We start from the raw sequence: 12440 nt of genomic DNA on the forward strand, positions 1-12440 counted from the left end.
CTATGACGACTGATGACCTGGTTTCTGTAATCATCCCTGTCTTCAACCGCGAGAAAACAATCAGGGCTGCGGTCGACAGCGTGCTATTGCAGAGCCACGGCAACATTGAAGTTCTCGTCGTAGACGATTGTTCCAGCGACCGAACGCGTGAAGTTGTTGAGGCCATTCCCGACAAGCGCGTCCGTTTGATACCACGGGAAAAAAACGGCGGCGCCGGGGCGGCGCGGAATGCGGGCATCGCAGCCGCCAAAGGGGACTACATCGCGTTCCAGGACAGCGACGACCTTTGGCTTCCGGGCAAGTTGGAAAGGCAGATCGAGGTCTTCAAGGAAGCGCCGGATAAAGTCGGCGTCGTCTTCGGCGGCAAGATCCTGTATGGCCGCGATTCTCAACACAATTACGGAATGGGCAAAGTCGCCTATGCGCCGCCGCCCGTCACGACGGAACTGTATTCCTTCCCCCGGTATGCGGATTTGTTGATCAACAATCGGGTGAGTATGCAAACCGCCATGTTCAAACGGTCGAAGATTAACCTGGAATATTGGTTCGACCCCCGACTGCGGTTTGATGAGGATTGGGAATTCACGACCCGCCTGGCGCGGGGGACCACCATTATGGAAGTGCTTGAACCCTATGTCGTGGCTTTCATTTCCGACGATAGTATTTCGGTCCACCGTAAACCACGGTTCTCGCGGGCGACGCTGGCCGTGCTCAGAAATCACCGTTCGGAACTCGCTGGGTTGACGCAACAGTCGGCCTTGCTTCGCTATCGCCTTGGCGCATCGCTGCAACGCTCAGGGCGTCCCCGGCTGGGACGGCGTTTCATCTTCCAGGCATGCCTGTTATCGCCGTTTCAGCCCAAGTGGTGGGCAAAGTACCTTATTTCGTTTGGCGTGCGGTAATTGTCATGCATCCCGCCTGGCGAGGTCAGGTCTTCTAAATCGCAAAAACAGAATACCCAGCGCCAGTATGATGGCAGCAAGACCGCCAACTGCTGATCCAATCCGTTCGGCCTTGGACGTGCGCATTTTCAGCGTGTATTCGCCGCTACCCTTCGGCAAGTCGACGGAAAGAAGTCCAGTTGCCCGGTCCGGATAGGTCGCCAATCGGGTGTCATCGGCGGACGAGGTGAATTCCCAGAGCGGGAAGTAGGATTGTTTCAGCACCAGGGTTACCGGAGCAGTCAAGCGGGCTGATACGGACAGCCGGTCCGGCCATTCGGGTGTTACGGTTAGGTCCTCGACGGCATCAAGAGGCCTGTTTGTCAGTCGCTCCGGCAAATTGGCGAGTTGTTCTGTATAAGCGAGGTAAGCCCGGTGGAAGTTCCCGTCGTTGGCGTCAAGGTGCTGCCGCATCGACGCGCTGTTCCGCACACTCGGAAGAACATATTCCGGCGCCTGAACGCAGCAGGATGTAAACTCTGCTTCCCGCCAGTCCATCAATTCCGGCTTGGTCTTTTGGACGACAAACCAGCTCATACCGGCCGCATAGACCGCAAGCACGGCAAAAAAGCCCACAAGTATCCTGTCCGCAGCCACAAGGCGGGTAACGAAGCGCGCGCGGTTGAGCGCAAGGACCCCGATAGTTGCTGTTAGGAAATCTATGCAGGATCCGAGGCGCCAGGGGAATTGGACCTTCCGAAAAAACTCCATGTTCTCCCATATCCAGGTTGTCAGTTCGGTCAGAAATATCAGACAGGGAAGAAGAGCCCATAATGCGGAGATCGAAACGCGCTCGGACGTCAGGAACGGGCGTCTTGCCTCTGCCGATGGCCTTGGGAAGCGAAGTCCAAAATGAAGCGCAAGGGCCAGGGCGCAGGGAAGAAGAATGAATACGGTGACCATCGTAGCAAAAGGGGTAAAAAACAGACCGTCTGGCAGCAGCCAAGTTTCAGGCAGAAAATGTTCTCCTTCGGACCAGGCATCTTTGTGCAAATGCTTCCGAAGCAGGATGGCGGGAATTACATAGGGGCTTGCCAGTAGAACACCGCCGATACCGATAAAGGCCAAGCGCAGCATAGCTTTCAGGATAGATGCGCGGAAAAAGGATGCCGTATAGGCCACCATTGGCAGCACGGCTAAAAGCGCGCTGGGCAAATGCGAGTAAACCAACGCGGTATAACCGAGGAGAGCGGCGAGGGTGCAGCGGCCTTTTCCCTGATTATTCTGAATACCCCAGAAGATCAGAGGCAGCCAAACATAGGCCATACATTCGCCGATCGCATTGCGAAGTTGCAGGTCGACAAAGTGATAAGGCAGCAGCATATAGGCGATGGCCCCAAGGACTGCCAAGCGTCTTTCGACCCACGCGCCAATCCAGATGTAGAAAGTCGCTGCGGAAAGAACCAGGATGACGCTATGTGTCAGCAGCAACCCGGTGTCGGCGTCTTCTGAGAACGACAAGACGGACAGCAGACTGTTCAGATAGAAGGGCAGGGGGGCGTAAAAATAGAAAATCGGTCCGCCCAATTTGTCCGGAAACGCGTAGAGCCAGCGCGGATACAATGTGTCGAGAGACAATTGGTCGCTGAACGCATGCGCCCAGGGCACATTGTATTGGGCACTGTGGCCGTTGGGATAGCCGTAGTAGATCTGCGGGATAAGCGCGATGACAACAAATGTCGTTATAATTGCAACACAGAGCGCAGCGCTGCGGGCGCGCCGTATCGCGTGGGACCAGGGGACATGGAGAGACGGGCGGGTGTCTTCCATGCGGATGGGTCAGACTGCGCAATAGATGGATAATGCGTACAAGCTGAAGCCCCGATTCACAGAATATTTTGTAAAGTTTCCTCGTCCCTGAGATTTTCGAACAGCCACACAAACTGTTCATTGAGCGACAGTTTGCCAGATACGGGCCGTATTATTGCGTGATATGCCCAAATACAGTTGGCATCGCACAACACTAGTCTTCAACCGTAGGCTAGCAGCGACGTTTCTTCAGTTCAATAAAAAGAAGTATATTGTTTGTATATAACAACTTGATGATGCAATTGAGTTTTACTCGCGCAATTGCGGCAGCCGGGAAGCGGATTGAAAAGCGAATGATACTAAGCGGGAAGGGGGAAAGCCCTGCTATTCCCCAACTCGGCTTGGATCGAATTTGAATACTTTCGACGCAAACGTGTAGTTCCACACAAAAACGACAATTATCGACAAGGCTTTTGCAATCATCACATGCACGAAGGGCGAGAGCGAATAAATGAGTAGGGTTGAGAGCATGAGCCCACATGCGCAAACCAGGAAGAACTTTACGAAATAACTAAAATCCCCATCGATGCGTTTGGATGTGGCAAAGGTCCATCTTTTATTGAGATTGTAACTGACCAACACGGCTGTGCAGAATGCTATGGTGTTTGATACCAATGCGTTGGGCAAAACGTAATTGTAGAAAACATAAAACACTCCAAAATCCAAAACCGTGTTAAGGGCACCTACACAGGCGAAACGAAACATGGGGACTAAGTGTTTTGCCTTTCTGATTGAATCAATCATCGTTCGCTTTTACTTTTCTTTAGTTGTAATGCCATTGACAAACCGATTAATGCTTGTTCGGGGTGAGTTGATATAATGAAAACTATTTCGATCGTTGTTCCAATGTACAACGAGGCAGAAGTATTGCCGAAAATGTACTCGGAACTGACGGCAACAATCAACGCACTGGACTACGGTTTTGAAATCGTCCTTGTGAATGACGGTAGCCGTGACGACACAGTCCAAGAAGCCCTGAAACTGGTTGAAAAAGACGAACGCGTACTTCTAGTGGACCTTAGCCGCAACTTCGGTAAGGAAATTGCGCTCACCGCTGGTTTGGACAAGGCGTCGGGCGATGCGGTCATTCCGATGGACGCTGACCTGCAAGACCCCCCTACGCTCATCCCGGATTTGGTCAAGAAATGGGAAGAGGGGTACCAGGTCGTTAACGCCAAGCGGATTTCCCGCGACGCCGACAGTTTTATGAAGCGCACCTCGGCAGCGATTTTCTATAGGCTTTTTAGAAAGTTGAGCGGAAAAACGGAGATCCCGGAGAATGTCGGTGACTTCCGTTTGCTTGACCGCCAGGCGCTCGATTCTTTGCTGAGCATGCGGGAACACCACCGTTTCATGAAAGGCTTGTTCGCTTATGTCGGATATCGGCAGGCGACTGTCGAATACGAAAGGCCGATCCGAGCGGCGGGCGAAACGAAGTTCAATTATTGGAAACTGTGGAACTTCTCCTTGGAAGGGATCACTTCGTTCTCCATCGCACCGTTGAAAGTTTCCACATATTTGGGAGTGGCGTCGGCGGCATTCGCTTTTCTGTACGGCATCTACATTTTTGTAAGAACGGTTTTGATCGGGGAGGACGTCCCCGGTTTTCCGACAATCGTTGTTCTTGTGACCTTCCTTGGCGGTGTGCAGCTGTTCTTCCTTGGCGTATTCGGGGAGTATATGGGAAGAATGTTCAACGAAGTGAAAAACAGGCCGCTGTACTTTGTGGCGCGGGAATATAGGCAAACCAAGAATGACAATGGCGACAAAGAATGACCAACGGTTTTGGCTTGCCGCCGGGTTAGCTGTTGTCCTTCTTTCGTTAGTTCCAAAACTCTACGCGACATTTTCGGCGCCGCTCTGGTTGGATGAGGCCTATACGGTCTGGTTTTCAAACCAGACATTTGTGGATTTATGGACTTGGGTTCCGACCTTTGAATCCCATCCGCCACTCTATTACAGCTTCATGAAAATGCTCACGATCCTTCCATTTTCGGAAGGGATTGTGTTCAGGCTCGCCTCTCTTGTTTGCAACATGGTCACTATTGTTGCGGCGGCGGTCTTGGTCAGAAAAATCGGCATCCAAGAGAATGCCGAGCATCGGTTCCATGTTTTCTTTGTTGTATTGTTCGTAAGTTTGCACCCGGAGCTGACGTGGTACGCAAGCGAGGCGAGGCCCTATGCCTATGAAATCATGATGATTTCGTTGTGCATGCTCTCTGCCTATGACATTGGAAACGCCCCGGAAAATGCCGGCTTCGGTAAATGGCTGCAGTTTTCTGTCTTAGTCGCCCTGTTGAACTACGCACATTACTCCGCCCCGCTGTTTGGGCTGTCGTTCTACATTTATCTTTTTGCCTGCAATCTCGCGCGTGGCGGGAACGTCAAGGCGTTTGGGATGCTCATTGCGTCTGGTGTACTCGTTACGATTCTGTGCGCTCCAATGCTCTATTTCGTGGCCAAACAGGTAATGAATTGGAGCGGTGGCAGCTGGGTGGAAGAGTCGTCCATGCGGTACGTCATCACCAAAGTCTATACGATCGGAAAGCTTGGCTATTTCAATCAGGTGCTGTTGGAAAGGGGATGGACCCTTTTATGCTATGCCGCGATTGTCATCGTCTATCTGAAGAACATTAGGGCATTGGGCAGTGCATTGGCGCTGTGTTTGCTATTGATCGCACTGGCGCCGACGGCAATGTATCTTGTGACACTCTTGGGACCGAACATCTTTCTGCCAAGATTGATTGTGCCACTGGCCTTGCCGTTTGGTGTACTAATCGCCGTTGCGCTCGTCAAAGTGCGCAACAGATACATCGTCACGGTTTTATGTTGTGTCACAGCCGCTTCATTCGCTTTCCAGACCTACACTATGATGACCGAAAAACCGAAGGGCGGGTATTTGCGGGCATTTTCTGTCGCCCTCCAGGAAGAGTATCAGCCGGACGATCTACTGCTGTTCTTGCCGAATTCCCTGGAACTCCCCCTGTCCTTGGAATTGGAAGGCCTGAAAAACGTGCCGCTAGACAGGGTAGCTTTGCCCCATGTCTATCCTGCGATCGGTGTGTCGGATTTTTATCCCGCAGGCACGCCGTCAGTACCCGGACTGACTGAAGCAGACGCGGACTTGATCAAGGCCAAGATCGGGTCGCGGAACCGGGTTCTCGTCTTGACGCGTATTGAGGAATTGTTCGATCCGTCTTCCGTCCTACGGCGGACTTTGGCGGAAATGGGTTTCCGGTCCGTGCGGTCGATGGGCGAGGACATCAGGCCGCTCTACTTTGATGTTTATGAGCGATGAGGTCGCGGCAGCAGCAGGTCTATCCGGACCGTTTGAATTTGTCCCGCTGTTTGAAAACCAAGCGATATCCGTAGGTTCCCAGCACCAAGGCGGCTAATACTTTGATGGAGGAAGTCAGCCGGTTGGGGTGGTATTTCAAGGATGCAAACAGGCTTTTGATCCAGTTTTTGCTGCCGGACAGTCTCTCCAGGTAGGATTTCTCGAACAGAACGCCGCTGAAGCTTTTCCCGATCACATCCCGTTGCGACGGCGTCAGGTCCATCGCGAGCAATTCCATCAGGCTCTGCTCAATATAGGAAAGGGCCTTCAGCCGGTTTTCGTCGTATAGATTGATCAGGGCGTCCTGATCACCGGCAAGCCGACGGACTTGGGCAAGGACATCCCCGGTGAAAACCCATGCGCCCTTGATCGCCAGTTTCGAAAAGAGCGATGTGTCTTCATGAACCGGCATGTCTTCGGAGAAGCCGCCAAGGGCCAAGGTCTCTTCTATCCTGACCGCAGTGACGCTTGGGAATATGCCCGGCAGGATCAGGCCGACTGCATCCGGTATTTGGGTGCCTGAAGCCTCGTCGAAGGACAGGTTGCGAAGTTCGAACAGACGCTTCGAATACCCGTCGCCGGTCAACCGCATGTCACCGGTATGGGCGACCGTATTTTGCCCGGCAACGGCAAGGTCCCGGTGCAGGGAAGCCATTCGGCCCGGCAGCCACAAATCATCAGAATCCAGGAATGCGGCCCAGCTGCTATCGGCCAGCTTGATCCCGGCGTTCCGCGCCGCCGCCACACCCGCATTCTTTTGGCGGAGGACCTTGATTCGGTCGCCATAGGCCGCAAGCACCGTCGCCGTATCATCGGTGGACCCGTCATCGACGATGATGACTTCGTCTGCGGGCGGGTCCTGGTTCAAGACGCTGTCGATCGCATCCCCCACGCAATGGGCGCGGTTATAGGTCGGAATGATAACCGCGACAGTGACTCCGCTCTCAGGCTGCATGTTTCGGTGTTCTCTTGGAGTTAGTCGTTGAACGTAAACTATTGGGAAGACGCATCAGTCCACCGGCCATCCCAGTTTACGGTAGATTGTTGCAACTTTTGTAACAAGGCGTCCATGGGAGCCGATTTTCTCCAGCACGATGTGGACGCCGACAAAACCGGTCGCAAACCCCAGGACCAGGGACAGGATGCCACCGATCAGGGGAAATTCCGGCGCAAAAACCAGCAGACCGCCGGCAAGCGCGGCATGCAAGCAGAACAGGACCAAGGTTAGTTTTTGCCATTTGAAACGGTGAAGTTTCCTGGCCAGCAATGTGACAACGAAAAAATCCACCGTTTGGGCGATGACGAAGGCGATGCCGGTCACTTTCAAACCGAATTCCGACAAGCCGTACCAAACGAGAAGAAGGAAGATGGCATTGAAGATCAGCGTTGTCGTCAGGCTGACGCGCGGTTGTCCGGCAGCGATAAACACGAATCCCAAACTCCAGGTCGCCAGTTTCAGCACATTGCCGAACATTTGCCACTGAAGGATGGTCACGGCTTCTCCGAATTCGGAGGAGTAGAGCAGGCTGATGAGCCATGGGGCGCAGCCGATCAGTGACAGGATGAGCGGCCCTCCAAGGGCCAAGGCAAGCTGCAATTGGTCGTTCATCAACTGGACGGCCTTCTCGCGCTCGCGAACGATCTCGGTGAGGCGGGGGAAATAGTCCGCCCCCATCGCCTGAAGCAGAAAGCCGATATAGACGGTGCCGACGCTCCAGGCCGCGGCGAAATAGCCCGCGTCTTCAAGCGACATGTCTTGCGTGATCTTACTGCGCACCAACAGCAAGGTGCCGAACATGGCAAAGCTGCCGACCATGAAGACGACCCCCAAACGGGTCATGGGGAGCCATACCCGCCAGATATCCCGAAGGCTCATCTGTACCGGCACTGGTTTCGGCAGCCGTCGAATATATACGAAACCGAAGAGAATGCTGAAGACGGGCGGCAGAAGGATCAACCAAACCAGGCCGGCCTGATCGGCCATGATGACCGCCAAAAGGCCCCCGGCGGTCCCGATCAGGGTGCTCCAGACGGTCACCTTCCCAAGGTCGCCGATGCGTCGTAACCCCTGAAACAAGGTCGTTTGCGATGTGGCTAACAGGAAAAGCAGCACACCGACCCCGACCAAGCCGACATCGGTCGCATGTTTTGCATCGTCGAGGATCCACACGGCCAGTTGTTCGCGCAGGAACCAGATTACCAGCATGGCAATCGCACCTTGGGTGAACAGGGCGCCCAGCAAAACCCGCCGGACGCGGGATTGACCTTCGGGACTATCCTTGGCGCCGGCCAGTTCGCGCACGCCGCTGCCGCTCATCCCCAACCCGGCCGCCATGCCCGCGATTTCGCGCAGGTTGGTGAGCAAGCTCAACAAACCGATGCCGGCAGGGCCGAGCAGCAGGGCCACGATCTTGGCACGGGCCACGGTGATGATGATGCGCAACGCCTGTGCGCTGGCGATGATTGCCATCGACCGCACCAGCCCGCGAAAAGACGAGTCAGACACTCTGTGCCCCCTTAGCGTTACCGGGCGTCCACAATCTCACTCTGCCGCAGATATTGCCACCGGCGTTTGCATTGGGCTTGGCCTGTGCGTGTGAGATCCGATGCGGATGGTCCCTGAATGCCGCGCGAATGGAATGGCATCGCCCAGATTACGGTCAAATGGGCGCGTTGAGACCGAAAACTCGTTCCGTCTATCGTGATGCAAGCTTGGAGACAATGGACGCACGAACTTTTTCGCTCGGCACTTCGACAATCGCATAGAAAATGCATGTCGATAAGGCGACGACCGCCAGCACGATGACTTTGTCCGGTGTCTGGATCGGGCCGAAAAAATGTCCGTATAGGGCGATGACCGGCCAGTGGGTGATATAGAGCGCGTAGGACATATTGCCGAAATGCCGGTCCAGTTTGCCGCTCTTCTGGGCCACGTTGAACGCGTAGAATGGAATTAGCGCGGCTGTCCAGATCATGCCGAACCAATCCTCGTTGAAGGGGGAAACCGTGTTCTTCAGCAGCAGGGGCCTCGCGTCGTCCCAGATCCACACGACGACCCCAATAAGAATGAAGCCGGCGGCTGAGGCATAGGCCGTCGTTTTCCTCGGTTTCCAATCCGTCAAATATATCGCTATCCCGATCGCGAATGACGGAAGGTACATGAAGACGGTCCAAATACCGACGTTCATCTGCAGGTACCATCCGACCGGCAGTAAGAAAATACTAAGCAAAATGATCGCGGCACTGGCCCTTGCCGGGGACCGCAGACTGGCCGCAAGACCGGCGATCAACGGCACCAGCAGGTAGAACTGAAGCTCAAGGTCCAGAGACCATGAAACGCCTAGGACGTCGTTCTGCGTCGTCGCTATACCAAAAATAGGCAAACCGAGAAGTTTGCTGTAGTCGGGGTCTCCGTATGTCCAAGCGAATATACAAAAAAATGTCACGTATGCCGCAAAGAAAGGCAAAAATATCCGCAGTGCGCGCGACGTGTAAAAGACTGTCACATCACTGTATTTGGAGTATTTCTCCACATACATTCTAGTGACCCAGTAGCCGCTTAACGCAAAGAAGGCGAACACGGCCGGCCGGCCAATTTCCAGGTTTGAAAGATGACTGATAACGACTAGACCTGCTAGAAGGAGCCTGAAAATACCGGGCGGTATTGAGGGAATCATATTCGGTCGGCTTACAATCGGGTCGTTGGAGAAGTACTCATCGCTTGTCGGGGGACAGAATGCCAGATTATTTCTGGGACAATCTAGAAAATTATTCTGACAACCTGGCCGTAGTCTCCAGCGACGGGCAGGGGCATTCCTATGCAGATTTAGATAAAGCGGCGAAGGTATTTGCCGAAGAGCATTTCGCCGGTCTGGAATACCGGCCGCTTGTCTTGCTGGAAACCGCCAACAGTTTTCCCGTCATTGCTGCGTATATAGCTGTACTTCAGGCGCGCTATCCCGTCATATTGCTGGCGCCCGGTGCTATCGCGGAAGACTCGCGGATAGCGGATACCTACCAGCCGAACATCGTGATCCGAAGCAATGGCGATGCGGTGACGGTGACCCGCACGGACGCGCCGCCGGTCGATATGCATCCCGAACTGGCCGTTCTGCTCTCCACATCCGGAACCACGGGCGCGCCGAAACTGGTGCGCCTGTCGCGGGACAACATCCAGTCGAACGCGGAATCAATTGCGCAATATCTGGAGCTGGACGAGACCGAACGTGCCATCACGACGCTTTCCTTCCATTACTCCTACGGGATGTCGGTCGTGCACACGCATCTTTCGATCGGGGCGGCCCTCGTCACGACGGATTCATCGGTAATCGAGGACGCGTTCTGGGCTTGCGCGGACCGCCACGGCGTTACCTCGCTGGCATTGGTTCCGTTCCAGTTCGAGCTTCTGGAAAGAAGCGGGTTTGAAAACCGAAGACTTCCCTCCCTCAGATACATCACTCAGGCCGGCGGAAAGCTTGCCGAACCCTTCGTACGCCGATTTGCAGAACTGGGTAAGCGGGACGGCTGGCGTCTTTTTATCATGTACGGCCAAACCGAAGCATCGCCGCGCATGGCCTATCTGCCGCCCGAGGATTTGGATGAATGGGCGTTCAGTATCGGGCGGGCCGTCCCTGGCGGTAAATTCCACCTTCTGGCGGACGACGGATCGCCCATTGATGTCCCCAACAAGACAGGCGAACTGATCTACGAAGGTCCCAATGTGATGCTCGGCTATGCCGAGGAAAGGGGGGATCTGGCCGCGCCGTCAGGTCCGTCCGAACTCCATACCGGCGACATGGCTGAAATGTTGGAAAATGGATATTTCCGTATCGTCGGAAGGCTGAAGCGGTTCATCAAGATCTTCGGCCTCAGGGTCAGCCTGGATGAAGCCGAAGACTTTCTGCGCCGGGAAGGGTTCACCGCCTGGTGCGCGGGCAAGGACGAGCGCCTGGTCGTCTTTTTGACGGAGATGGACCGGGCGGACCGGGCCAAGGAGATGCTGGTTGAGCGCTATCACCTGACCGAAAGCGTCGTCTTCGTGACCCAAATCGATGCACCGCCGCTGCTGTCGTCCGGCAAGGTGGACTACAGCACTCTGACGGCCCATGCGAATGCGCTAGAGGCCGCCCAAGGCCACGGCCAAGGGGCAAGGGTCGAGGATACCGGCGGTGTCGCCGCAAGCCTCAAACGAGCAATGCGCGTTGCCAAAATCGACGCCGACCGCAGCTTTCTAGAGCATGGCAGCGACAGCCTCGGCTATGTCGAGGTGCAAATGGTCCTGACAGAGCTTCTCGGTTCTCCCCCGCCGAACTGGGAAGAAATGCCTATGGGCGAATTGATTGCCCTGTGTAAGTCGGGGCCGGATCGCGGAAGCAGGGCGTTGCAAACGCGGCTTCAATGGACGCCGACGAGCTTGATGCTCAGACTCGTCGCGATCACCGCCGTAATCTTGCTGCATAGCACCAGTTTGCCGGTCTCTGGCGGCGGTTACCTTCTGATCATGCTCGTCGGCGCATCGCTAGGGCGCTTCCAATTCGAGCAGTTGAAGGCAGGCAAGGTCGGCCAAGTGATCGGCACGCAGCTGACAGACATCGTGATTTGGTACTTCTTTCTGATTATCGGTGTCAGCTTTCTCTTCAATCCGGTGAATCTGAGCTGGTTTCTGCTTCTGGGGAATTTTGATCCGGCGGTGAAGCCGGATGGAATCTCGCCCTATTGGTTTGTGTGTTTCTATGCCCAGGCGATCCTTATCGTCTGCGCCTTTTTCCTGGTGCCGGGGCTTCGGCAAACCATCGCCGGGCGGCCGTTCCTTTCCGGGCTTGTTGGCGTAGGCGCGTTTTCCGCGCTTGCCATTCTCATCGATCCGTCTTCTACGGCGACCGGTGGCATCCAGATCCGTCATCCATTGTTCGCGATGCAACTGGTACTGCTCGGTTGGACTATTCAGTTCTCCAAGACCCTGCTTGAGAAACAGATCATTTCAGTCGTCTTGATCGCGAATGCGCTATTGATCTGGTTCTATGGAACGACAGTCCTGCCGTTTATCATCCTCGGCGGGTTGCTTATGATTTGGCTACCCACGGTCGAGCTGCCACAAATGCTGTCACGGTTGGTATTCTTTCTGGGTGCAAACACCATGTATTTCTACCTGTTGCACCCGGTAATGCTTTACCTCGTGGAGAAGAATTTCAGGTTGAAGGAACTCGATTTGTTCCTGTTTACGATTGCTTTTACTTTGCCTGTATCGATCGGATGCCGGATTATCGCGCAGCGGTTCCTAAGTGTTTCCAAGCAACTGCTGTTTTCGCGCCGGGGGGCGGCGAATTGACGGATTTCCGAAGGAATGTGAGCCG

The 12440-nt window shown here is 54.6% G+C and carries 9 protein-coding genes; 4 read left to right on the plus strand and 5 right to left on the minus strand.

Annotated elements, in window-relative coordinates; genetic code table 11:
* Nucleotides 1-2 precede the first annotated feature (2 nt).
* Nucleotides 3-902, plus strand: a complete 900-nt coding sequence (locus EOI86_RS23630) for a glycosyltransferase family 2 protein (RefSeq protein ID WP_127768139.1) — start codon at nt 3-5, stop codon at nt 900-902.
* 3 nt (nt 903-905) lie between these two features.
* Here the strand turns inward: EOI86_RS23630 and EOI86_RS23635 are convergent, their stop codons facing one another.
* A complete protein-coding gene (locus EOI86_RS23635; RefSeq protein ID WP_127768140.1) occupies nt 906-2711 on the minus strand; it encodes a hypothetical protein in 1806 nt (601 codons plus the stop codon).
* Between the two features lie 363 nt (nt 2712-3074).
* Entirely contained in the window at nt 3075-3494 is a 420-nt protein-coding gene (locus EOI86_RS25000) for a GtrA family protein (RefSeq protein WP_127768141.1), read from the minus strand.
* A 75-nt stretch (nt 3495-3569) separates the two neighbouring features.
* On the opposite strand from EOI86_RS25000, the gene EOI86_RS23645 reads away from it, so the two are divergent.
* Complete coding sequence (locus EOI86_RS23645; RefSeq protein WP_127768142.1) at nt 3570-4526, plus strand: glycosyltransferase family 2 protein; 957 nt, start codon at nt 3570-3572, stop codon at nt 4524-4526.
* The gene (locus EOI86_RS23650; RefSeq protein WP_127768143.1) at nt 4510-6048 is read left to right on the plus strand and encodes a hypothetical protein; all 1539 of its coding nucleotides are present in this window, start codon (nt 4510-4512) and stop codon (nt 6046-6048) included. The genes EOI86_RS23645 and EOI86_RS23650 overlap by 17 nt, the downstream gene beginning before the upstream one ends.
* A gap of 19 nt (nt 6049-6067) precedes the next feature.
* Here EOI86_RS23650 and EOI86_RS23655 read toward each other — a convergent pair whose 3' ends face one another.
* The 3 genes from EOI86_RS23655 to EOI86_RS23665 form a co-directional block, all read right to left on the minus strand.
* Nucleotides 6068-7042: a glycosyltransferase family 2 protein gene (locus EOI86_RS23655; protein WP_127768144.1), complete on the minus strand. Its 975-nt coding sequence runs from the start codon at nt 7040-7042 to the stop codon at nt 6068-6070.
* Between the two features lie 54 nt (nt 7043-7096).
* Nucleotides 7097-8593: an oligosaccharide flippase family protein gene (locus EOI86_RS23660; protein WP_150132811.1), complete on the minus strand. Its 1497-nt coding sequence runs from the start codon at nt 8591-8593 to the stop codon at nt 7097-7099.
* 190 nt (nt 8594-8783) lie between these two features.
* Nucleotides 8784-9764 (minus strand): acyltransferase family protein, encoded by a 981-nt coding sequence (locus tag EOI86_RS23665; protein ID WP_127768145.1) that lies wholly within the window; start codon nt 9762-9764, stop codon nt 8784-8786.
* Between the two features lie 59 nt (nt 9765-9823).
* Here EOI86_RS23665 and EOI86_RS23670 point away from each other — a divergent pair, with 59 nt between their 5' ends.
* A complete protein-coding gene (locus EOI86_RS23670; protein WP_127768146.1) occupies nt 9824-12415 on the plus strand; it encodes an AMP-binding protein in 2592 nt (863 codons plus the stop codon).
* The last annotated feature ends 25 nt before the right edge of the window (nt 12416-12440 follow it).

The organism is Hwanghaeella grinnelliae (genome assembly GCF_004005845.1).
Lineage (GTDB): Bacteria > Pseudomonadota > Alphaproteobacteria > UBA8366 > Aestuariispiraceae > Hwanghaeella > Hwanghaeella grinnelliae.

Excerpts from the sequence above, each read along its gene's own strand:
- EOI86_RS23630 (WP_127768139.1), top strand. The coding sequence starts at position 3 with ATGACGACTGATGACCTGGTTTCTGTAATCATCCCTGTCTTCAACCGC.
- EOI86_RS23650 (WP_127768143.1), top strand. The coding sequence starts at position 4,510 with ATGGCGACAAAGAATGACCAACGGTTTTGGCTTGCCGCCGGGTTAGCT.
- EOI86_RS23670 (WP_127768146.1), top strand. The coding sequence starts at position 9,824 with ATGCCAGATTATTTCTGGGACAATCTAGAAAATTATTCTGACAACCTG.
- EOI86_RS23655 (WP_127768144.1), bottom strand. The coding sequence starts at position 7,042 with ATGCAGCCTGAGAGCGGAGTCACTGTCGCGGTTATCATTCCGACCTAT.
- EOI86_RS23645 (WP_127768142.1), top strand. The coding sequence starts at position 3,570 with ATGAAAACTATTTCGATCGTTGTTCCAATGTACAACGAGGCAGAAGTA.
- EOI86_RS25000 (WP_127768141.1), bottom strand. The coding sequence starts at position 3,494 with ATGATTGATTCAATCAGAAAGGCAAAACACTTAGTCCCCATGTTTCGT.
- EOI86_RS23665 (WP_127768145.1), bottom strand. The coding sequence starts at position 9,764 with ATGATTCCCTCAATACCGCCCGGTATTTTCAGGCTCCTTCTAGCAGGT.
- EOI86_RS23635 (WP_127768140.1), bottom strand. The coding sequence starts at position 2,711 with ATGGAAGACACCCGCCCGTCTCTCCATGTCCCCTGGTCCCACGCGATA.